Origin of the sequence: Thalassorhabdus alkalitolerans, assembly GCF_042656525.1 — a bacterium.
GTDB lineage: Bacteria > Bacillota > Bacilli > Bacillales > Marinococcaceae > Thalassorhabdus > Thalassorhabdus alkalitolerans.
Genome location: NZ_JBHSOZ010000010.1, coordinates 162,959 through 186,085, shown reverse-complemented (window position 1 = coordinate 186,085; position 23,127 = coordinate 162,959). Strand labels below are relative to the sequence as shown.

The following is a 23,127-nucleotide window of genomic DNA, read 5'->3' as shown; positions in this document are numbered from 1 at the left end:
TTCATTTATTTTTCCCCTTACTTTTCCTTTTTCATCAGTTATCCTTTCAGAAGGAAGATGCTGTGGCAGGCAACCATACCCTTTTATAATAATCATCTAAAAATAGATGTCAGTTTTTCCTTCTCAGCTTCAAGGGCAGGTTTCATGGAAGTATCCATCATCCAAGTAAGTCTTTCTTTTTCCTGATGCAGGCTTTCTTTTAAACGATTTTGTCCATTCTTCTCCCACTGAGCTACCCTATCAATTAATTCTTCTTTTACTTTTGCTTCTACGGTAGCCAGTTTTGAAGCTGCTCCTTCCTTTCCATCCTCAATTAACGATTCTTTGAGGCGTTTAATTTCCTGGTTCTCAAAGAAGTCCTTTTTGGATTTCACGTAAGGAGCATATTTCTCACGGTCCAAGGCTAAATAGGAAGGGTGCTCCAGGGAAATGGACTGCTCATTCCATTCCTTATCACTGACTGATAAAAATGGGAGCTCTTTTCTCCATTGTTTCATCCATTCAGAAATTCCCTCTTCTCCTTCTCTTCTAAGCTTTTGTTCCAATCGGATCAAGGAAGCTTCTATTTCCTGCCTAAGGAATTGTTCTATAAATCCTTCAAATTCATAAATGGCCCCGTCGAGCTGGTTTCTCAGCTCTTTTTTGGTTGAGCCGTTAATGACCGCACTATTAATGACATGAGGAAAATAATCATTCATAACAAACGCAGTTCTTTCTTTTAAATAAGCAAACTGCTGTTCTGATTCTCGAAGCACTTCTCCCTTGCCTTTTTGCAGTGAGAAATTTTCCGCCTCTTTCCCCAGCCTTTGTATTGTAGCTGTCTGCCTTGCAAGCTGTCTTTCTTTTTCTTCCTTGTCTCCTGCCATTCCTGAAAGAGTGTCATCTATTTTATTAAGAATTTCTTCAGCTTTTCCTTTAATAGACAATAGATTCAAGTGCTTTAGTTCTTCAATGGTATGCTCACGGAAATGATCTTCAAACACTCCGAATGATGATTGATCCAATACTTCCTTTTTCTGCTTTGCCTCCAGACCCTTTTTACTGGAAAGAGCAAATAAACGTGGCTCTTTTAAACCATTAACCTTCAGCTGTTCTTTCACATGATTCTTTACCCCGTTTAGTTCCTGGGGTGAATTTGCCAAATCAGATGCATTAATTATGAAATACAATTTATCTTGCTCAAAGGTTTCATTAACCTTGCCCATTTGCTGAAGAAAGTACTGGTCAGCCTTTGAGAAAGCATGATTATAATAAGTTAAATAGAAGATAGCATCTGATACTCTCATTTGCTCAAATGCAACGTTCGTATGACGCCCATGAATTGAATTCACGCCAGGAGTGTCTACCAGCTCTACTCCCCGCTTTGTCCATTCACAGTCATAATAGACAATGACTTCTTGAAGCAAACATGCCTTCTCTTCCTTAGCTACCAAATCATGCAGTTCCGGGAGCGGCATCGTCAGTTCTTCGCCCAGTTTCCAAGGTGATTGTTCCAAAGCCCTTTTTAATGTTTTTAAATATTGAATGTTTGTTCGTTTCCACGTTGAGGTGATATTTTTCTCAGATCTGTCCCATGACCTTAAGGTTTTTAACTGAACATCCTCTTCAAGCTCTCTGGCTACTTTTTTTATTTCATTATTTAAAAACTCTTCACTTTTGACAAACACTTTCACAGTGCCATGAGAATGCTCTTTATCAGGCTTTCTTACACGGTTCACAGTGGCTGTTGTAGGATGAGGCGAGACTGGAAGAACCGTATCCCCAAGAAGGGCATTACCGAAACTCGATTTCCCCGCACTAAATGCTCCAAATAAAGAAATGACAAAGGTTTGATTCTCATAGCGGGTGAGAAAATTCTCAAGCTGCCTTCTTTCAGAAGATAAAAATGACCTGTCCCTATATTCGCTTACATACGTACTAACCGGCTCAACCATCCAGGATAAATCTTCTTGGATGCGGGAGGTGAAGCTCGTTTCCTCTTCTTCCTGGTCAATTACACCTTCATCTGGCATAGTGACTTCAGAAAAAATATTATTAACTGCATCTGGCGCCCCTCGTTGGAGAAGGTCCTTCAGCTTGTTTTCTAACGAGGAGGCTGGATTGTGCCTTCTAAGCCACTCATTGACAGTTTCTATTTCATTTTCAAAACCTTGTTGGACTTCCTCCCATGCTTGTTTTTCATAATCAAGGCTGGCAGATTGTTGTACCAGACCTTCGATTTCTTCCTTTTCCCTTTCATATGCTTTGCTGATTCCCTGCTCATACAGGGAAAAGAGCTCATCTGTTTTCTGCTTGACTGTTCTCACTATGTCAGATGTGATTTGCTTTGTGAACGTATAAACAAACTGACGATCCATCTGCTGTGTTGTCACATAAGGAGCAAACCATTGCTGATCCACTGTAATCTCTAATTCCTCGAGCTGCCTTTCATAATAGGCTTGATCAGGCAAGTACTCCCGGCTTGCATTTGAAAGAAGATTCTTGATGTGAAAAAGAAGCTGAGTATTGATTTTTTCATTCAGCTCTTCTGTGAGAGCCTGCAAGCGCTGGTTTCTTTCTTCTTCTGTTTTCTTTTTACTAAAGAAAACCCCTACTTTAAATTGAGGATCCTGGCTTTCAAGCCAATTCCTTGCCTTTTCTGTAGTTGAGTACGGAAACAACGTTACATTTTCAAATAAGCTGTTTCTATCGTCATAAAGTTTTTTGATAGCCTGTTTCTTTTCTCCATCCAGAGTCTTCAGGCGATGTTCTCTGGATTCTTGTTTGCGAATAAGTTCAGGATCGATATCATTTTCTTCGAGTCTTGCTTCCCATTCTTCCTTTGCTTCTTCTATTTCCTCTTCAATCCTTGACTTCAACGCTTCTGCAGTTCCTGCTGCAAGCCTTGATAAACTTTCTGAAAGAATCTCCTCGCCCCGGTATAAAAGGGCTTTCATTTCCCTATTAAATACTTCAATTTGGTTTGCCGGGTGATCCAAATCCTTCATGCTTGTGTAATAAATCGAGACAGGATGAATATTCCATCGATCAAGCATTGTCTTAATTGAATTCTCATAAGCATGGAGGCTTAATTCCTTCTCATCATGCTTATCTATTTGATTAATGACCAAAAAGATAGGCTTTTGTTCTGATGTCAGCTGGCGGAGAAAATGCAGATTAGTCTCTGACTGGACATGGTTGTAGTCTGTTACATAGACTATGACATCTGTCGTATATAATTGCTCAGCTGTTACCTGCTGGTGGGTAGGGTCTGTAGAATCTACCCCTGGCGTGTCCAATAGGCGGACATTTTCTCCCAGAAAAGATAAAGGAGCTGTAATAGTTATTTGTTTGATTGCCGCTCCGTCCATGCCCCACTTGCGCACATCACCCCATGGAATTTCTCCCTCCCAGCGCTCTGCAGAACTGTCAGGAGTTTCTGCTTCAAGGCCTAAGGGCCCTTGCTTAATGGTAATAATATTTGCACTGGTAGGGATAGGACTTGTCGGCAGTACTTCTGCCCCAAGGATATGGTTTAATATTGTTGACTTTCCTGCTGAGAAGTGGCCGCAGAACGCGACATCAAATGTCTCATTATTTTGTTTTTCTTTCAGCTGTTCCAGTCTTGCTTGGTTATCCTTACGAAAAGGAAGCTCTTGCTCTAAATGATGGATGAGATCCGTCTTTGTGATCGTCATTTCTTTTATACACCGTCCTTCACGCTTACTATAGCGAATTTTCTAACAAAAGACCAGTCTTTCATGGTATAAAAAAACCCTTCCTCTTTGGATGAAACTCTCCTATACAAAAAAAGACAGCTAAGCTGCCTTTTTCAGTTACTTTTCTTTGTTTTCAGCAAGGATACTTTAAATCGCTTTTCAAGTTCATCAAACATTTCCTTTAGCTGTACAAAAGAAGCATGATGATCTGGCGCTTCGAAAACAAAAGCTAATCTATCTTCTATATTAAAAGGCTTTATATGAAGCCTTTCACTTTCTTTACTAAGAATACTCGGCTTCGCTGATGGCACCGGTTTTTCATTTGCCCACCACAGCGCACTGATCAGATTTGCCAGTTGTTTAACCATGAAGGGCGAAGCTTCTGCCCTTTTTCGTTCTTGATATAATGCTGCTAATTTTCCTTTTTCTTGTTTCCATTCTTGCAGGAGAAAAGAAACGTATTTCTCCACCTCTGTCCATGGCTTATGATCAACCGGTCTGTATATGGACCTTATTTCAGCATAGAAAGGGTATTTCCGGATGCCTTCTTCAATGGGAACAGACAATGAAATCACCTCAGTCACCGAGCTGGAATAAAAAGGGGCTTCACAATAAGGGTCAGGAACAGGTACATCATTCACGCTGTCCCCTCCTTTTTTTTCATCCGTTTCTTTCCTTCCCGGCATAGATCCAGGAGCGGACAAACATCACATTTCGGCGACTGGGCCTTACAATGATACCTTCCAAAAAAGATTAAACGATGATGAGTCACAGACCATTGATCCTGAGGAATTTTTTTCATCAGTGTCTCTTCCACCTGAGTCACATTATCTTTCCACCTGCAGATTCCTAGCCGTTTAGAAACCCGTTCAACGTGGGTATCCACTGCAATTGCAGGGAAGTCAAATGCTACAGAGGATACAACGTTTGCTGTTTTTCTTCCGACACCTGCTAGCTTCATTAATTCATCCCTTGATTCGGGAACTTCGCCATTATACTCTTCAACAAGCGATCGGCTCAGCTTTTTGATGTTTTTGGCTTTGTTTCGATAAAGCCCAATGGAACGGATATCCTGTTCAAGCTCTTCCTGTTCCACAGCCAAGTAATCTTCTGGTTCTTTATATTTAGCAAATAATGAAGGAGTAACCTTGTTTACAAGAGCATCCGTGCATTGAGCAGAAAGAACGACGGCTATTAATAATTCAAAAGGATTCGTATGGGTAAGTTCACATTCTGCTTCAGGAAACATTTCTCCGATGGTTTGCAGAATCTCTTCCACCTGTTTTTTTGTCAGCATTTCCATTTACTCCTTTCTGCAGATTGCACCACCCATTCTTTAGGAATCAAGCCAGTTAAAACCGGGATAATGGGGGGTTTTCTCACGCTCCTGAACTGGTCGTCGATTTGTTTGGTACTTGCGGAATTTTTCCCCGTGCTTCCTTGCTTCCTCCGCTGTTTTCACTCCGTTTTTTTGCCATTCGAACAAAATACGGTCTATGTAACGTAAATTAAGTTTTCCAGAGATCACCGCTTCTCGGAGGGCGGCATGAATAATTTCTTTTTCATATTGATCCTGCTCAAGCCACATGGCTATCGTTTCGCATTCCATTGGTGAAAGGGGCCTGCTGAATTCATGCTCAAACAGCTCATACAGCTCTCTTTCAGCCGTCTCCTTCTCTTCCTGGCATCCTTCTTCTGTTTCCTGTGCAAACATAGTAAGAAGCTGATTATAGAGCGGGTCAAGAGAATACGTTTCAAACATTACCTGATTTTCGTCCTCTTGTTCTTCGATATGGAGAAATCCCCGCTTTATTAACCCACGAAGATGGCCGGCACATGCTTTTGCTTCAAGTGTCATTTTCGCAGCCAAGTCATCTGGAGTAGGAAACGCATGGCCCTCTTCCATATAACGATGGACATGGATAAGCACCATCATTTCTTCCTCTTTTAGGCCGAGCGCTGCGTAATAATCTAAGAACAGCTTTGGTATCGAGATGTGGCCTGCTTTAAGCCATCCGATCAATTGTTTTCTTTCCATCCTTTTCCCTCCCCTGCCATGGATCGTTCCAGATCCTGCTTTTATATCAAAGAAACACCATTATTTTTAGCTCTGTACAATGGGTCCTGGACCAGTACTCTTCAAGAAGTCTTCTCACGCGCGTTTTCTCGTAAATTACTTAATAAGAAACAACATAGGTCTTTAACAGAGCTGATTTAAAATAAAATCCCCCGCATAACGGGGGTAAGGTTCTGGTATTTATCCGATGGTCATCTAAGCATCAGGTCATTGAGAGATCATTTTACCATTGATTATTGAAATAAAGTAGTCTTGATTTTTTTCCTTTTATGGATATAACCGATTTAAGAGACGTGGAAATGGAATGGTTTCCCGGACATGTTCCGTCCCTGAAATCCATGCAACTGTTCTTTCTAATCCAAGGCCAAATCCAGAATGAGGAACCGTGCCGTATTTCCGTAAATCTAAATACCATCCATACGCTTCTTCAGAAAGATTATGTTCGTTATAGCGATCTTTCAGCAGCTCCAAATCATCAATTCTCTGGCTTCCGCCGATGATTTCACCATAGCCCTCAGGCGCTATAAGATCGGCACAAAGTACAACATCTTCCCGGCCAGGATCAGGTTTCATGTAAAAAGCTTTGATATCTTTTGGATAATGAGTAATAAACACTGGTTTATCAAATTTTTCAGCAATGATTGTTTCATGAGGGGCACCAAAATCTTCTCCCCATTCAACCTCTTGGCCTTCTTTTTTCAAGATATCAATTGCCTCATCATACGTAATCCGTGGAAAAGGAGCACTAATTTGTTCCAGCTTGGATGTGTCACGCTCAAGAGCCTTGAGCTCCTGCCTGCAATTTTTAAGTACAGCCTGAACCACATAACTTACATATTGCTCCTGAATTTCCAGACTTTCTTCATGTTCGACAAAAGCCATTTCTGGTTCAATCATCCAAAACTCGATTAAATGGCGACGGGTTTTGGACTTTTCTGCCCTGAAGGTCGGTCCAAACGAAAACACGCGGTTAAATGCCATGGCAGCCGCTTCCATGTACAGCTGTCCTGATTGAGACAAGAAGGCATCTTCATCGAAATACTTGGTGTGAAATAAATTAGTCGTTCCTTCTGCTGAATTTCCTGTCAATATCGGAGGATCAACCTTGATAAAACCTTCCTTATCAAAGAATTCATATGTTGCCTGGATAATTTCATGTCTGATCCGGAGTGTGGCATGCTGTTTTTTTGAACGAATCCACAAATGACGATTGTCCATTAAAAATTCCGTGCCATGCTCTTTTGGAGTAATAGGGTAATCTTCTGCTTGCTGGATCACTTCAATTCCGGTAACTGTCAATTCATATCCGGAAGGAGCACGGTCATCCTCTTGAATGACACCTTTTATATATAATGAACTTTCTTGTGTGATCTCCTTTGCTTTTTTAAACAACTCCTCGCCAACTTCATTTTTGACAACGACTCCTTGAATAAATCCTGTCCCATCGCGAAGCTGTAAAAAGGCAATTTTTCCGCTGGAGCGTTTATTTGCAAGCCAGCACCCAATCGTTACTTCATTACCTACGTGACTGCCTGCTTTTTTAATGGTCGTTTTCACGTTTTTGTCCCTCCTGTCGGTTCTCGGTTCACTTATCCACAAGCCTCATTATACATGGGCTTAAAAATGGAAGTCAACGAGACCACAAAAGGACGGCTCTCTCTTAGAACCGTCCTTGTTGTTTACTGCTTTTTCTTTTCAATAAAGCGTCCAATACGTTCAATTGCTCCTTCTAATAAATCCAGTGAAGTGGCATAGGATAATCTTACGTTATCTGGTGAACCAAAGCCTGATCCAGGAACCAGAGCTACTTTCTCTTCTTCGAGAAGATCCTTTACCCACTCATCTACGTCATCATAGCCGTTCATTTTTGCAGCTTCCTTCACGTTAGGAAAAAGATAAAAGGCTCCTTTGGGTTTAACACACGTTACTCCCGGAAGCTCTACAAGCTTATCGTAAATCGTATTCAAGCGATCCTCAAAAGCTTTCCTCATGTTTTCTACAGAACCATCATCCTTCTCGTAGGCAGCAATGGCACCATACTGTGCATTGGCTGTCGGGTTGGATGTGGAATGACTGGCAAGGTTGGTCATTGCTTTAATAATCTCTTTTCTTCCAGCTGCGTAGCCAATGCGCCAGCCAGTCATAGAGTGAGACTTAGAAACACCGTTTATAATAATCGTCTGTTCTTTCAGCTTCTCAGACAGCTGAGCTACTGATGTATGTTCTGCTCCGCCATACACAAGCTTTTCATAAATTTCATCGGATACAATGAGTATATCGTTATCTAAAGCTGCTTCTCCAACCGCTTTTAACTCCTCCGGGTCGTACATGGAGCCTGTAGGGTTGCTTGGAGAGTTCAGGATAAATGCTTTAGTTTTGCTGGTTATAGCGTCTTGAAGCTGTTCAGGAGTTACTTTAAAGTCATTTTCTTCTTTACCTTCAATGTAAACTGGCTTTCCTCCAGCAAGCTTGACCTGCTCCGGATAACTTACCCAGTAAGGAGTCGGGATAATAACTTCGTCTCCTTCATCTAAAAGAGTTTGAAACAGCGTATACAGGGCATGCTTTGCTCCGGTACCCACAATAATTTCTTCAGAGCTGTAAGTAAGGTTCTGGTCTTGCTTAAATTTATGGGCGATCATTTCCTTTAATTTCGGCAGGCCGCCTGAAGGAGTGTATTTTGTATGTCCTTCCTCCATGGATTGAACAGCTGCTTTTATGATGTAATCAGGAGTGTTAAAGTCTGGTTCTCCAGCTCCCAGACCTATGACATCATGGCCCTGGGATTTTAATTCTTTCGCTTTTGCTGTGATTGCTAATGTTGAAGATGGTGTTAGTGTTGATACTCGCTTAGCTAATTTCATCTTATGGCCTCCTCTAGATTCCTTGCAAACGTCCATGACTTTATAAAAGGTTATTTTTTCAGAAAAATCACCTAAAGATAAGTTTACGGAATGAGCGGGTTGAATTCAAGCTTCATCCCTTCTCCTGTATCTGAGCATACAAAGAAGAGAAAGCGCATCAGCCGGTCAGCCCATTCAGGTTGTCTCTTGCAGGCTGTACCGTTTAACGAAGGAGGCATCTTCAAAAGTAACGTAGTAATAATGAAATCTTCCTTCCTGACTGCGATACGTTATTTCATAAACAGGCTGGTTTTGGTCATAGCCTAAGCGCACCGAACGAATATCCACGCCTTCTTCCGCTTCCTCCACCATGGAACGCACCTGCCCTTTGGTTACTCCTTCACCAGCTGATCGGCGGTCAATCAGCTCCCACTCTTCATCATAAAATAATATCTCTTCTTCGCCTTCGTCATTGATAGCTCTTGCTACCCTGTATTGTTCCTCGCCGTTGTATATTTCTGCTTCTTCCACCGAAGTTATTCCATCTTCCCCCTGCGCAGCTTCTATTGTCCGGGTTTCCAGACTGGCCAGAGGGGAACGTGCACTTTGGTAAAAAAGAATACCTACAACAATAAGGGCCACGACAATTGCGACACTGAGAATCGCAACCAGATTCCGCATGCCCTTCACTTCCTTTCTATGTGCGGTATATTGTAAAAACCATCTGCTCTTTATCTTCTTCGTCCAATGCCAGTCCAAACATCAGATCTTCTTTTTTTAATGTCCGATTTAAAGAATCAACAATTTTGTAAAGGTCAGGAGTTGACTGAACCTTCACTGTCGATAATACCTCGATTTTGCTTTCCATGTTCATCCCTGCCTTCCTTTTGTTTCTGCCCCCATTTTGCATGTCTGCACTTTATCAGGGGAACTATAAAAACATACCCGTTAAGGGAGTGAATGAAAACAAACCCGCCCGTACCTCATTCATGCCTGCACCTTCCTATGGTGCAGGTTAATTTCGGTACAAACCGTTTAAACGACGGTACTGATTATTTGCTTCATAAACAATCTTCTCTTCATCAAGGGTGATAAGCTCCTTATTCCTCATTACGGCCCTTCCATTAACGAAAACGTCTGTTACATCCTGTCCAGAAGCTGAATAAACAAGATGAGAGACTCTATTCTCCACGGGCTGAAGATGAGGTTTGGAAGAATCCACTAATATAAAATCTGCCTCGTACCCTTCTTTTATTAAGCCGCTTTCAGTGAAACCGGCTGCCTTAGCTCCATGTATCGTCCCCATTTGCAGCGCTTCTCTGGCTGTAACCAGGGATGCATCATGAAAAAAGCCCTTTTGCAGTAAAGCAGCTGTCCTGACTTCCTGGAACATATCAAGGTTATTGTTGGATACAACACTGTCTGTCCCAATTGATAAATGAAGACCTTGCTTCATCATTTCTCCAACAGGCGCCACACCCGAACCAAGCTTTAGATTGCTAAGGGGGTTATGGCTGACTGAAACGTTCTTGTCTGTCAATAGCTTTATCTCAAAAGAGTTTACATGAACCCCATGGGCAGCCAGAACCGGACTTTCAAAAAAGCCCAGGTCATCTAAATGTTCAACCGGTCGTTTTCCGTATTCTTTTTCATGGCGAGCGACTTCTTTTTTTGTTTCTGCTAAGTGAATGCTTAAAGGAAGATTTTCACTTCTCGCTCTGTCTGCCACCGCCTCCAGAAAATCAGGAGTGCAGGTATAAGGAGCATGAGGGAACAAAAACCCCTTCAGCCTTTTCGATTCATGGCTTTCCCACCCTTTCGCAAGGACAGCAGCTTCATTTAGCTTGTCTTTTAATTCCTGAGGAGTAAATCCAAGGGCAATCATGCCTCTTGATAAGGCACCCTTTAACCCTGCTTCCACTACTGCTTCCGCAACGATGTCCATATGTAAATGATACATGTCTAAAAAACCTACGGTGCCAGAACGGATCATTTCCACCAGGGCAAGAGAAGTTCCTGCATGGATCATGTCCTTATCTAAAAACTTTTCCCGTGGCCACACTTCCTCTTTCAGCCACTGATCAAGGGGTAAATCATCAGCCGCTCCCCTTAAAATCGACATAGGGGTGTGACAGTGAGTATTAAAAAACCCAGAGAGCAGCCATTTTCCTTTTGCATCTTTTATATTTACGGCCTTCTCTTTCAGTGCTAAAGGAGGGGGGCCTTCACTCACTTGGATGAATCTCCCCTCATGAACCAGCACAAAACCATTGTCGATCATCTCTTCGTTGTCCAGAGTGATTACAGCTGCATTGTGGATTAACAAATCATACATCTTATCTGCCCCTTACTGCCATGTATATCTTATTTCCTGGATATTAATGTGAACCATTCATTTTTTTCTTTGCTCCATTTAAAAGAGATAGTGCCGTGCTTGCCAGTTTGATACACATCAATCCAGGCATCATTCAGCCGTTCCAATAGCCCTTTGTCCGCCCGGTCTCCACCCAAAAGAAAAACGATTGCTATCTGGGGATCCACATGGTCCAGGAACATAAGATTGGCTCCAAAATGACTCCCGAAATCTCCTACTTTTAAAAACGTTGATTTAATTCTGGGATGATCAGTCAGCGCTTCCTCTACTTCTTCCTTTGCTGTCCCCATGTATAAAAGGCTTTCTCTGCCGTAGGAAAATTTAAGAACGAGGGCGCCCTCCTCATCTTCTCCCGCAAAAAGAACCTCGGTTTCCATCCCGATAGCAGGAAAATTCACTTTCCCTTCCTCCCAATATATCACTTTGGATGAAAGTGCCGGAAACCGGTCTGCAATCATTTCAGAAGATTTCCGGCTTCCAATAATGGTGTCTATGCCGTATTGGGCGGAAAGCCAGTCGGTGTTAGCTGTATAAGCCTCATCCTCATTTGTAAGAACCAAAGCATCAATCGCATACACATCAAAGGCCTGAAGACTTTCTTCAAGCTTTGGTCTGCTTCTTTGTCCCCCGGTGTTTATCAGAACATTTTCACCTGCACCTGATTGAAGAAGGGTAGCCTCTCCATCGGGCAAATCCATAAAGGTTATTAAGAATTCATCAGCTTCCAGATGGATGTCCATTTCTAAGGCAGGACTTGCCTCAGTGCTGGCAGGATAACTTTCCTGACAGCCCGTCAAACCAAGCAGCAAAAAGCAAAACAAACAGACATATAGCAATACATCACGCACCTGTGTCGCTCCCCTTCCTTATAAAGAGCCTCCTGAACCTTCCTTAGTGTACGTGATTTTATAGCAGCTTATGAACTTACTCATTTAAAAAACGATCAATTTCATTTAATACTTCGTCCATTGGTTTCTGAATAACCGGTACCTTTGGAAGAGACCTTATAAAATCTTTGCCATAGGATGATTGCAGCAGCCTTTTATCAAGGACCACCACCACCCCTTTATCGTTTTCCTGGCGAATCAGACGTCCGAATCCCTGTTTAAATCTCAGCACAGCCTGTGGAAGAGACAATTCAGAAAATGGATTTTTCCCCTCTGCTTTCACTTTTTCAGATTTAGCCTGCAAAACAGGCTCGTCAGGAGGAGAAAACGGCAGGCGCACGATTACAAGGCAGCTTAAAGCGTCACCTGGAATATCAACACCCTCCCAAAAAGTGCTTGTTCCCAAGAGAATGGACCTTTCATGCTGTCTGAATGTCTTCATTAGCTTTGTTCGGCTTCCTGTTTTTACCCCTTGGCCGATCAGGACAAAATCACCTTCATCATCCCATTCTCGCAATAACCTGTACGTTTTTCTGAGCATATCGAACGATGTAAATAGTACAAGCATACGGCCTTGCGTAATAGAGGCACTATGATAAATAAACTCTGCTGTTTGCTCGATAAAAGCTTTTTCATCTGCCCTTTTAATGCTGCCCATATCCTCTGGTATTAACAACTTGGCCTGTCTTTGGTAGTTAAAAGGAGAGGGAACAGATAAGGTTTCAACTCCAAAGTCATCAAGGCCTAACCGTTTTTTTATAAACCGAAAAGAATTTTTAACGGTCAAGGTTGCCGAAGTCATAATCACGCTGTCTTTTTTTGCAAAAAGTTTATCAGCCAGCAGTTCGGAAACATCGATTGGACGGGCATACAAATACGTGGCATTTTGAGCGCCTTTGCTTTCTGCTTCCATCCAATACACCATATTAGGATCTTCTTCAAGGAGCAATTTTTCAAGCATGGTTCCTTCTGCCAGCAAGTCTCTTACTGCTGATAAAAAATCTGAGACAATCCCCCGTTCTTGAAAGGAGAGGAGCTCTTGATCTATATGATCACCGACTTCCAGAAGCTTCTTTCCCTCTTCTTCAAGAAGCATAACCACTCTTTTGGCTCCTTCCTGGATAGCCGACAATCCCTTTTCCTCTGAAGGGGAAAAACGTATGGAAAGCCTTCCTACTTCAGAGCTTCCTCGTTTGGAGCGGCCCAGACAAAAACCATGAAGCATTCGAAAGAGCTCATCTATTTCAAATTTCAAATCAGCCAGTTTTTCAGTTCTTGCCTTTACCCATCCCTGCTCTTTTATCGGGGGACCGTCAGGAATAATGGCTACACTTTGAGCAAGAAGACCCTCATTATCCATTGTTCCAAGGCGATGAATGAGATGAGTGAACCTGGTGTAATCTGTTTCAATTCCCAGGTGCTGGCTTGCCAGCTGCTCTAAATGATGGGCTTCATCAATTACAGCATGCCGGTACCCAGGCAATAGAGACTGGTCATGTACCATGTCCGTAAACAACAAAGCATGATTAGTTACCACAATATCTCCATGAAAAGCCCTTTCTCTTGCCTGTTGATAAAAGCAGCGTGAAAACCATGGGCAGGAAGGACCCGTACATGATTCCCCGTCGCTCTTCACTTGATCCCAGAACCTCCGGGAAGCTCCACCCACAAGGTTAAGTTCTTCAACATCCCCATATTCTGTTTCTGTAAGCCAGACGAGAAGCTGTCCCAGTGCCAAAGCCTGCTCATAATGTTCGGGCTGTTCATCAAGAAGCTGTTCAAACTTCCGCAAGCATAAGTAATGACTTCTGCCTTTTAACAGGGAAACATCAAAGGTATAAGGAAGAGCTTTTTGCAGAAGGGGGATTTCCTGAGCCATCAGCTGGTCCTGCAGCGTGATCGTTTGCGTAGACACAATTACAGGACGGTTCGTTTGCTTGGCAAACTCGACGGCAGGAAGCAGGTAAGCCAGTGATTTTCCTGTTCCTGTACCTGCTTCTACAAGTAAATGGCTGTTCTGATTAAAAGCATCATGTATTGAAGCTGACATATCTTCCTGTCCGGAACGATATTCATATTTGTTCATCGCACGAGCCAGGTGCCCTTCTTGCTTGAAAAATTCATTGCTGTTTATTCTCTGTTCCCCATCCGGCTGTTTTTGACTTCTCTTTTGAAAGGGAGTCTTCCTTTTAAGAGCTATTTGGCGATACACTTCAATATGAGCCGGGTCTTCAGCATCTGCTTTCACTTTTTCTCTGAGAGCACTTTGAATGATAGGCTCAATCTCGCTTTCCAGGTGTTTTGATAATGGAAGCAGACGATGCAGCGTAGCTGCTGGCAGCTCTTCAAGTTTTTTCTTCAGTTTCATCCAGATAATAGCTGTAACTTCTGCATCACTGTCCGCCTGATGAGGGCGGTCATGAACGACAGAAAAGGTGTCTGCGAGCTGATTCAGCTGATAGCTTGCTTCTGTCGGGTAAAGAAGGCGGGCGCATTCAACGGTATCTATCACCGGGCCTCCAAATGGCTCATAACCTGCCCTTTCTAATTCCCCATTAATGAAAGAGAGATCAAAAGGAACGTTATGGGCGACAAAATAGGAACCTTCCAAAAACGTAAGGAGTCTCGGCACCTGTTCTTCAAATAATGGAGCGTCAGCCACATCATTATCAGTGATACCAGTTAGCTGCTGTATGAAGGAAGGAATGCTGTGCCCCGGGTTAAAAAAAGAAGAGTAGGAATCAACAATTACTTCGTTTTCTACAGCGACTGCACCGATTTGAATAATCCTGTCTCCTTTTTTGGGAGCATTTCCAGTTGTTTCTACATCTATAATTACGTATCTTTCAGTCAATTTTTTCACCCCTGCTGCCTTTCACGATGGCTAAAAACTATAGGTGCATTTTTCCACACTCATTTATTATAACAGATTAAAAACATGGATTATCTCTCGACCGTTACCAACTTATATTTCTCTATCAGGTAAAGCACCAATTACGTTTAAGTTTTGAAGCAGGGTCCTTATCTTTCGGAAGTTTTCCACAAGGGCGGGCTGAAAAAAGGTACATGCGGCCAAGTATAGTAAAACATATGCTGATGGTAATGAACGATCCCACGCCTTCTGAAAACATACAAACAAACGAGCTGGAGTGAACCCTTCCAGCTCGCTTAACGAGGAGTCGAGACTTTTAAGACAACCGCCTCTCCTATTATAAAATTGTATGTGCTGGTTCTGTGGCCATTAATGTCTCAATTTCATTCTTATCATTCATTATGGCTACTTTTGGTTCAAACTTCTCCAAGTTTTTCTCTTCGACCATCGCATAAGCAATCACAATGATAAGATCCCCGGGCTGGACAAGACGGGCAGCTGCTCCATTTAAGCAAAACACTCCGCTGCCTCTTTCGCCAGCGATCACATACGTTTCCAGCCGTGCGCCATTATTATTGTTTACCACTTGAACCTTTTCATTTTCAATAATGTTTACAGCCTCTAATATATCCTGGTCAATCGTTATGCTTCCTACGTAGTTCAGATCCGCTTCGGTGACAGTTGCACGATGAATTTTCGACTTCATCATAGTACGAAACATATTCTTTCCCCCAATAAATTTAATAGGCGGCCGCAGCTTTGCGGCTGGCCTCTAATGTGATATTGTCAATCAGGCGAGCTTTCTCAAAACGCAGAGCAGCAGCTATAATTACTCTGCCCTCTATCGACTCAACAGGCTTTAAATCCGGATAAGAGAGAAGCTCAACATAATCTATTTCTCCGTCTGTTTTGGCCTCAATCATGTCCTTTACTTTTTCAATGACCTTCTCCGGCCGATCTTCCCCTTCGTTTATCAATGCTGCTCCCTGAACAAGACTCTCATACAAGGCAGGGGCCTGACGCCTCTCTTGTTCAGAAAGATACACATTTCTTGAACTCTTGGCCAGTCCGTCGTTTTCCCTTATTGTTTCACACGGCACTACCGTCACAGGGATGTTTAAGTCACTGACCATCTTTTCGATGACTGCTACTTGCTGAGCATCTTTCATACCAAAATAAATACGAGACGGCTCTACCATATGAAGGAGTTTCAATACGACAGTCGCCACCCCATCAAAATGACCCGGACGATGCCTGCCGCATAAAACGTCTGTCCCCTCCTTTACCTGCACTGTGACAGAAAGGGGCGAGGGATACATCTCCTTCGTTTCGGGGCAAAACAGTATATCTACACCCCGTTCCTCTGCCAATTTCTTATCTCTTTCAATGTCTCTTGGATAGCGGTCAAAATCCTCATTAGGACCGAATTGAAGAGGGTTAACAAAAATACTCATCACCACGGTGCCGTTTTCCTGGCAGGCTCGATCCACCAGCCGTAAATGCGCTTCATGCAAATATCCCATTGTAGGAACAAAACCAATCTCATGTCCCTCGTTTTTCTTGCGGGAAAGTTCTGTTTTAAGCTCCGCGATTGTTCGTACGACCCGCACTACTTCACACCTCCGTAAAAACTTTTCAGCTGTTCTTCTTTCATCGTAAAGGTGTGCTGTTCTTCGGGGAATCTCTGTTCCTTCACTTCGTTTACGTACTCTGCGATGGCTTTTTCGATGATAGAATCCACATCACTGTATTGTTTCACAAACTTTGGCACAAACCCATTCCCGTAACCAATGACATCATGATAAACAAGCACTTGTCCGTCTGTATCTTTTCCAGCTCCTATACCAATCACAGGGATAGAAAGTTGTTTTGAAACCAGCTCAGCAAGCTGCTTTGGCACGCACTCTAATACAATTGAAAAAGCTCCGGCACTTTCAATTTCTTTTGCCTCTTCAAGCAATGCATGGGCTGCCTCATCACTTTTCCCCTGTACTTTGTAGCCGCCTAGGACTCCCACAGACTGCGGGGTGAGGCCTAAGTGAGCCATGACAGGAACACCGCCGGATGTTAAAGCAGAAATACTGTCGACAACGTTTCCGGCCCCTTCCATTTTTACCGCATGGGCTCCGCCTTCCTGAATAAGGCGTCTTGCATTCTGAACAGTTTCTTTTGTTCCTTCGTGATAGGTTAAAAAAGGCATATCTGTTACTACAAAGGTATCCGGCGCTCCGCGGCGTACGGCCTTCGTATGCAAAATCATATCCTCCAATGTAACTGGCACAGTAGAATCATAGCCATGGACTACCATACCTGCTGAATCACCGACAAGAATTAGGTCAACCCCCGCCTGTTCTGCACCCCTTGCAGAAGGCGCGTCATAGGCAGTCATCATTGCAATCTTTTCGCCGGATGATTTCATTTTCTGAAAACCTGAAGTTGTTTTCACTACTCTTCTCCTCCTTTTTTAGCAGAGAAGATACAAAAGAAACCACAGAATGGAGTAACCACAAAAATTCCTTCTCCCTGGGGAAGAAGGATTTATACCATTTAAGCAGGATAAACTAAACCTGCTCGAGCAGATCACTCTGATAAACGGTTTCTTGCATCCCTCTGTCCCTGTCCTTAATGTTGGATCAAGGCAGACATAATAATAAAAATGGTCTGGATACTGTGCTGGCACAGCCAGCTGTCATGATGGGCCAGTGCAATTCACTTGGATATTGCCTGTCCATTGATTATACCAAAATTTTAATTGGTATCGTTGTTAAATTCAATATCTGCACTGTAAATATATTTTATTTCACCGTCTTCTTTTTCCAGGATGAGGACACCGTCATCGGTTATTCCCTTTGCCGTTCCATATTCTGCTCCTTGAACGGTGCGAGCTGTGATTTTTTGGCCAAAAGAAATAGCAAGGGCCTCCCATCGTCTCCGCACTCGATCAAATCCCTCGTGCAAAAAGTGCTGATACCAATATTCATACCTTTTGAGCACTGAAGTCAATACGTCAGCCCTGTGAAACGGTGTCCCTTTTTCAATAGCCAGAGATGTGGCGATAGACTGAAGGTCTTCGGGAAGACTGCTTTTTTCCTGATTCACGTTAATGCCTACTCCTACAATGACAGCTTGTACTCTGTCTGGTTCTGACTGCATTTCTGTGAGTATGCCAGCTATTTTTCTCCCTTGTACCAAAAGGTCGTTAGGCCATTTAATTTCTGCTTTTACACCAGTTGCTTCCTCAATTCCTTCAATGACAGCTACTGCTGTCAGCAAAGTAAGCTGGGGCGCTTGCTGGGGAGGAATATCCGGTCGCAGCAACAGACTGAACCAGAGGCCTGTCCCTGGTGGCGAAAACCATTCTCTGCCAAGCCTTCCTTTTCCCTTAGTTTGTTCATCAGCCACTATCACTGTTCCTTCCGCAGCTCCGTCCCTTGCCAATTTGTGAGCTACTTCCTGGGTGGAGGGTACAGACTTTTCATAATGAACCTGAGCTCCCATGATAGAGGTTGTCAGTCGTGAAGAAATTTCTTCCGCACTTACTGTGTCCGGTGTAAAAAGAAGACGATACCCTTTTCGAGGGACCGCCTCTAGTTCGTACCCGCTTTTTCTCAATTCTTCGATATGCTTCCACACAGCTGTTCTTGATATTCCCAGCTGCTCGCTTAAATACTGCCCGGATGTAAACTCATTTCCGGCTTCTGTAAGTACTTGAATCAGTTTGCCTCTCATGGATCCATCTGCTCCTTTATCCAAGTTATAAGGTCTTCTTTACAGTTCCTTACTTTGCTATTTATTACGGCTGTTTCCAGTTCCTTTAGACATTCACTTATCCAGGGCCCTGGTGTTCTTTCAAGCGCCTCTGCAAGTTCACTGCCATTAACAGACAAATCTTCCCGAGAAGCAATAGGGAAACTGTCAAACCTGGCATGTAATTCTTCTTTGCTCCAGGCGTCATTTTTCTTAAAGAACACACCGTACAGTTCCTCGGCAGCCAGTGCCGCAGTCTTCCCTGCCCGGTACAAGGCTTCGTTCGTCCATTCATTAGCCTTTCTCCAGCAGCTCCAAAACATCACTTGTTTGACCTTTTTTTGCAGCGAATTAGATCGCTTCCACTTCTTTAAACGAAAACCAGGTTCCTGTTCATTCATTATAAGTAAAAATGCAGCCCAGCTTTGGACTTCCCCCTCTACCCTTACTACTGGCTCCCAAGAGTCTGGGATTTCCCAGTTTTCAGGAAACAAGTCTTTCCTTAGAGAAGTCAGGGGCAAACAAGTAAAAAAATCATTGAGAGCTCGCTGGCTGTAAGGACCTGTGAGAATTTTCCCCCATTCACTGCCTATACGCTCTGCTGCTGTGTTGTCCAATTCTTTTGCTAAGCAGCGTATCGCGTTTTTTGTTTGTGGTTCAATGAGAAAATCATATTGGGCAATGAAGCGAAAGGCACGTATCATCCTCAAAGGGTCTTCGAGTATGCGTGCATTAGGATCTTTGACTCCTCGTATGAGTCCCCTTTCAAGATCCTTTTTCCCACCGAAAGGGTCAATAACAAGTTCATCTCCTGTTAGAGCCATAGCGTTCATTGTAAAATCTCTTTTTTCTAAATCGGCTGATAATGTGCTGCTTTCATCATTCTTTCCCCGAAACGTTGTCACTTCATAGGGTAAGCCACGGTGCAACACTAAAATGGTTCCATGTTTTTTTCCCAGAGCTGCCGTTTTCGGGTACATTCTTTCAATTTCTGCTGGCCGGGCATCTGTCGCAATATCAATATCATTTACTGGTCCATTTAGCAAGTAGTCGCGTACTGCCCCGCCAACAATATAACCTTCAAAACCGTGAAGCTTTATTTCACTCAATAATTCCTTTGCACCTTTCCAAATATCTTGCTGGCGGTCCATTTAATTTTCCTCGTTTTCTAGTGCTGTTTTGTAAATTGATTCATATTGCTCAACAATGGAAAACGATGAGAACTGCTGCTGCGCCCTTTCCTTTGAAGAAACCGACAGCTTTTTGTATAAGCTTTCGTTTCCTAAAAGCTCAACAGCTTTTTCACCTGCTGTCACAGGATCTTCTGGCGGAGTGATAAAACCTGTTTCTCCATCGAGAACTACTTCCGGTATTCCCCCGACCGCTGTGCCGACTACAGGAACTCCGCATGCCATCGCTTCTAAAGCTGCCAGGCCAAAGCTTTCTTTTTCAGATAACAGAAACATGACATCAGAAATAGATAACAGGTCTGCTATATGTTTTTGATTGCCTAGAAATTTAACTTTATCTTCAATACCTAGTTTTCTGGAAACTTCTGCTGCCTTGTTTTTTTCCGGCCCGTCTCCTACCATTAAAAGCCTGGCTTCCATTTGCGAGGCTACGACTGAGAATGCTTCGATTACATCTGTTATCCTTTTCACCGGCCGAAAGTTGGAAACGTGGATAATCACTTTTTCCCCTTCTTTTATTCCATAGGCCTCCCGTAAACCTGGTACTTCTTTTTCCTGATATACACGTTCGTCAATAAAGTTGTACACTGTTTCTATTGCTCTGTCGGTATGAAACATTTCCCTGGTCTGCCTGACCAGGTCATATGAGACGGCTGTGACCACATCAGAGCGGTTAATTCCGTATTTGATAATTTCTTTTAAGGAAGGATCATATCCTAAAACCGTTATATCTGTACCGTGCAGAGTCGTGATAATTTTAACATCCCGCTCGGTCATATCCTTGGCAAGCAAAGCACAAACTGCGTGAGGGACTGCATAATGGACATGAAGAATATCAAGGTCCTCCTCATTAATTACTTCTGCCATTTTACTTGCCAGCGTCAAAGAATAAGGAGGGTATTTAAACACTTCATATTGGTTTACTTCTACTTCATGATAATAGATGTTTGAATACACTTTATTTAATCGAAAAGGAAGACTAGATGAAATAAAATGGATTTCATGGCCCCTTTCAGCTAACAATTTCCCCAATTCAGTTGCAATCACCCCTGAGCCTCCGACACTTGGATAACAGGTAATTCCTATTTTCAATTTTCTCATGGCTATACTCCTAATAGATTGTCAATAAGAAGAGGGCTGTCTTTTATGAATGCTTCTGCATACCCCACACCTGCTTGTTTGCCAAAAACGTATTCCCGGGCACGAACCCCTTCCACATATCCATTCGTCAACGGGGTTTCTATTGTTCCTTCTCGTTTTTCAAACTGGCTTTTATAGCAGGAAAGAGCTTTAATCTTTTTCTCTATGTAAGCTGATATGTCCACATAAAAGTCCGCTTCCTGGATACCGTTTATCATGTAAAAATGCAAAGCATCCGCTTTATGAGCTTCGGTATGAAAGGCTTGGTATTTTTTGATTTTGGCGTTAAAGACTGCTTCCTTTACGATCTTTCCGCACATGCCGTGATCAGGATGCCGATCGGGCATAGGAGCAAATACCACCTTAGGCTTTACAGCTCGAATTAAAGCCACGAGTTCTGTAAAATCCTCTCCTTCTGTATGCAATGAACGATCACTAAATTCAAGCTGATACCTTTGTACGCCCAACACCTCAGCAGCCTCTCTTGCTTCCTGCTGTCGTTCTTCCACTGTACCATTTGATGACAGCTCTCCTTTGGTAAGAGAGCAAAGGGCCACCTTTGCTCCTTTCTCCACATGTTTTGCAAGGGTCCCTCCCATGCCGATTTCTACATCGTCCGGGTGGGCTCCGACAGCTAATATATCAGCTCTATTCATTCCGCTCCTCCGGCAATATCTTGTCTAGATGGAATCAGCCCCTCATGAAGGGCTTTTATCATTACTCTGGCACTGACTGGATTCGTGGCAGCAGGCACGTTATGTACATCACATAAACGCAACAAGGCTGAAATATCCGGCTCATGAGGCTGGGCCATTAAAGGATCGCGGAAAAAAATAACCAAATCAATATCATTACTTGCGACAAGTGAACCAATTTGCTGGTCTCCTCCAAGAGGTCCAGATAAAAAGCGAGTTACATCCAGATTCGCAGCTTCTGTAATTCTCTTTCCTGTAGTTCCTGTTGCATATAGTTTGTGATCTTTTAATATCTCTTTTGCTTCTATAGTAAACGTGACCATATCCTGCTTCTTTTGATCATGAGCAATCAAAGCTATATTCATCAGATCACCTTATTCCATTATATTTTCTAAGCCGTATACAAGAGTATCAAGTTTCATTGCAGTTTCCACTGCGAGCTTTACACCAGGCATAAACGATTCTCGGTTAATGGAATCATGCTTTATGGTAAGAGTCTGTCCACTGCTGCCAAACATCACTTCCTGGTGTGCCACAAGGCCCGGCAGACGGATGCTGTGAATGTGCATACCTTCCATACCAGCTCCTCTTGCACCTTCCCATTCTTCTTTTTCGTCTGGATGCCCCTGCTTTTTCTCTTCTCTTACTTCACTAATTAGTTGCGCCGTTTTGATTGCTGTGCCAGAGGGTGCATCAAGCTTTCTGTCATGGTGCTTTTCTATAATTTCAACGTCTTCAAAATACTTTGCTGCCATCTGGGAAAATTTCATCATTAATACAGCACCTACAGCAAAGTTAGGGGCAATGATCGCTCCAAGCTCTTTGTCCTCAGCTTTCTTTCGCAGGCGCTTTACATCCTCTTCTGTAAACCCTGTTGTCCCGACTACCGGACGGACATTATAATCTAACGCTAAATCCATATGTACTTTTCCTGCTTCAGGGTTCGTAAGATCTATGAGAACATCTGCTTCCACGTCCTGAAGGCATCGTTCCATATCTGTGTACACTCTCGCTGATTCATCAGGCATCCCTTCAACTTCTCTTAATTCCTTTCCTTCGTTTCTTGAATCAACTGCTGCTACTAACTCAAGGGTAGGTGTCCTGTTAACTAATAACACTGCCTCTTTCCCCATGTTTCCTCGCGGCCCTGCTATAATCACTCGAATCGTTTCAGCCATTACTGATCATCCCCTTCATTTATTTTCGTCCATCGATCCTTATCTCTCGTATTAAACTTTTCCATTACCAGATCAAAGGATTCTTCCATATTAATATCCAAAGAATTAGCAAAGCAAATAAGGACAAACATCATGTCTCCAATCTCCTGCTCCATTGCTTTTACATCTTCAGTGGACTTTTTAGGCTTTTCTCCATACAGATGATTAACTTCGCGGGCAAGCTCACCCACTTCTTCTGTCATCCTTGCAAGCATAGCAAGCGGGCTGAAGTACCCTTCTTTAAATTGGCCAATATACTCATCAACTTCTTTTTGCATTTGTTCCATGGTTTTTCTCTCCATTGTTTCCACCTCGCACTTCTCCCTTATGGTAGCGAAAGAAAAGCTGTTTGACAATCATGTTGTTCGTTGCTCGCCCTTTTTCAAT

21 protein-coding genes are annotated in these 23,127 nt (G+C 42.9%); all 21 read right to left on the bottom strand.

All coding sequences use genetic code 11. The features are described from left to right. Positions 1–92: 92 nt before the first annotated feature. The 21 genes from ACFPU1_RS15910 to ACFPU1_RS15810 all read right to left on the bottom strand — a co-directional run bounded on the left by ACFPU1_RS15910 (position 93) and on the right by ACFPU1_RS15810 (position 23,096). Positions 93–3,677, bottom strand: coding sequence for a dynamin family protein (locus ACFPU1_RS15910; RefSeq protein ID WP_385942889.1), 3,585 nt, complete (start codon positions 3,675–3,677; stop codon positions 93–95). 134 nt (positions 3,678–3,811) lie between these two features. Further along, a complete protein-coding gene (locus tag ACFPU1_RS15905; protein WP_385942887.1) occupies positions 3,812–4,339 on the bottom strand; it encodes a YpoC family protein in 528 nt (175 codons plus the stop codon). Beyond that, positions 4,336–4,995 carry an endonuclease III gene (nth, locus tag ACFPU1_RS15900; RefSeq protein ID WP_385942885.1) on the bottom strand — a complete coding sequence of 220 codons (660 nt, stop codon included), beginning with the start codon at positions 4,993–4,995 and terminating at the stop codon, positions 4,336–4,338. Before nth ends, ACFPU1_RS15905 begins: the two co-directional genes overlap by 4 nt. A gap of 39 nt (positions 4,996–5,034) precedes the next feature. Then, complete coding sequence (locus ACFPU1_RS15895) at positions 5,035–5,736, bottom strand: DnaD domain-containing protein (RefSeq protein ID WP_054635681.1); 702 nt, start codon at positions 5,734–5,736, stop codon at positions 5,035–5,037. A gap of 306 nt (positions 5,737–6,042) precedes the next feature. Continuing rightward, positions 6,043–7,332, bottom strand: a complete 1,290-nt coding sequence (gene asnS / locus ACFPU1_RS15890) for an asparagine--tRNA ligase (protein ID WP_385942883.1) — start codon at positions 7,330–7,332, stop codon at positions 6,043–6,045. A gap of 122 nt (positions 7,333–7,454) precedes the next feature. Further along, complete coding sequence (locus tag ACFPU1_RS15885) at positions 7,455–8,639, bottom strand: pyridoxal phosphate-dependent aminotransferase (RefSeq protein ID WP_385942881.1); 1,185 nt, start codon at positions 8,637–8,639, stop codon at positions 7,455–7,457. A 174-nt stretch (positions 8,640–8,813) separates the two neighbouring features. Beyond that, positions 8,814–9,299 carry a hypothetical protein gene (locus ACFPU1_RS15880; protein ID WP_054635679.1) on the bottom strand — a complete coding sequence of 162 codons (486 nt, stop codon included), beginning with the start codon at positions 9,297–9,299 and terminating at the stop codon, positions 8,814–8,816. A 16-nt stretch (positions 9,300–9,315) separates the two neighbouring features. Continuing rightward, a complete protein-coding gene (locus ACFPU1_RS15875; RefSeq protein ID WP_083465308.1) occupies positions 9,316–9,486 on the bottom strand; it encodes a YpmA family protein in 171 nt (56 codons plus the stop codon). A gap of 147 nt (positions 9,487–9,633) precedes the next feature. Continuing rightward, complete coding sequence (locus tag ACFPU1_RS15870; RefSeq protein WP_385942880.1) at positions 9,634–10,953, bottom strand: amidohydrolase; 1,320 nt, start codon at positions 10,951–10,953, stop codon at positions 9,634–9,636. Between the two features lie 29 nt (positions 10,954–10,982). Further along, positions 10,983–11,840 (bottom strand): ComEC/Rec2 family competence protein, encoded by an 858-nt coding sequence (locus ACFPU1_RS15865; RefSeq protein ID WP_385942878.1) that lies wholly within the window; start codon positions 11,838–11,840, stop codon positions 10,983–10,985. A gap of 76 nt (positions 11,841–11,916) precedes the next feature. Next, on the bottom strand, positions 11,917–14,733 hold the full coding sequence (gene dinG, locus ACFPU1_RS15860) for an ATP-dependent DNA helicase DinG (protein ID WP_385942876.1): 2,817 nt from the start codon (positions 14,731–14,733) through the stop codon (positions 11,917–11,919). Between the two features lie 355 nt (positions 14,734–15,088). Then, a complete protein-coding gene (gene panD / locus ACFPU1_RS15855) occupies positions 15,089–15,472 on the bottom strand; it encodes an aspartate 1-decarboxylase (protein WP_054635673.1) in 384 nt (127 codons plus the stop codon). A gap of 19 nt (positions 15,473–15,491) precedes the next feature. Continuing rightward, a complete protein-coding gene (gene panC / locus ACFPU1_RS15850) occupies positions 15,492–16,361 on the bottom strand; it encodes a pantoate--beta-alanine ligase (protein ID WP_385942874.1) in 870 nt (289 codons plus the stop codon). After that, the gene (gene panB, locus ACFPU1_RS15845) at positions 16,361–17,197 is read right to left on the bottom strand and encodes a 3-methyl-2-oxobutanoate hydroxymethyltransferase (RefSeq protein ID WP_054635671.1); all 837 of its coding nucleotides are present in this window, start codon (positions 17,195–17,197) and stop codon (positions 16,361–16,363) included. The genes panC and panB overlap by 1 nt, the downstream gene beginning before the upstream one ends. 302 nt (positions 17,198–17,499) lie before the next feature. Beyond that, positions 17,500–18,480: a biotin--[acetyl-CoA-carboxylase] ligase gene (locus ACFPU1_RS15840; protein ID WP_385942872.1), complete on the bottom strand. Its 981-nt coding sequence runs from the start codon at positions 18,478–18,480 to the stop codon at positions 17,500–17,502. Further along, positions 18,477–19,649 carry a CCA tRNA nucleotidyltransferase gene (locus ACFPU1_RS15835; RefSeq protein ID WP_385942870.1) on the bottom strand — a complete coding sequence of 391 codons (1,173 nt, stop codon included), beginning with the start codon at positions 19,647–19,649 and terminating at the stop codon, positions 18,477–18,479. The genes ACFPU1_RS15840 and ACFPU1_RS15835 overlap by 4 nt, the downstream gene beginning before the upstream one ends. Next, a complete protein-coding gene (gene bshA, locus ACFPU1_RS15830; RefSeq protein WP_385942868.1) occupies positions 19,650–20,789 on the bottom strand; it encodes an N-acetyl-alpha-D-glucosaminyl L-malate synthase BshA in 1,140 nt (379 codons plus the stop codon). It lies immediately after the preceding gene. Between the two features lie 2 nt (positions 20,790–20,791). Next, positions 20,792–21,484: a bacillithiol biosynthesis deacetylase BshB1 gene (bshB1, locus tag ACFPU1_RS15825; RefSeq protein WP_385942866.1), complete on the bottom strand. Its 693-nt coding sequence runs from the start codon at positions 21,482–21,484 to the stop codon at positions 20,792–20,794. Continuing rightward, positions 21,481–21,888, bottom strand: a complete 408-nt coding sequence (locus ACFPU1_RS15820) for a methylglyoxal synthase (protein WP_054635667.1) — start codon at positions 21,886–21,888, stop codon at positions 21,481–21,483. The genes bshB1 and ACFPU1_RS15820 overlap by 4 nt, the downstream gene beginning before the upstream one ends. Positions 21,889–21,897: 9 nt before the next feature. Next, positions 21,898–22,701, bottom strand: a complete 804-nt coding sequence (gene dapB, locus ACFPU1_RS15815; protein ID WP_385942863.1) for a 4-hydroxy-tetrahydrodipicolinate reductase — start codon at positions 22,699–22,701, stop codon at positions 21,898–21,900. Continuing rightward, a complete protein-coding gene (locus tag ACFPU1_RS15810) occupies positions 22,701–23,096 on the bottom strand; it encodes a nucleotide pyrophosphohydrolase (RefSeq protein WP_083465291.1) in 396 nt (131 codons plus the stop codon). The genes dapB and ACFPU1_RS15810 overlap by 1 nt, the downstream gene beginning before the upstream one ends. Positions 23,097–23,127 lie beyond the last annotated feature (31 nt).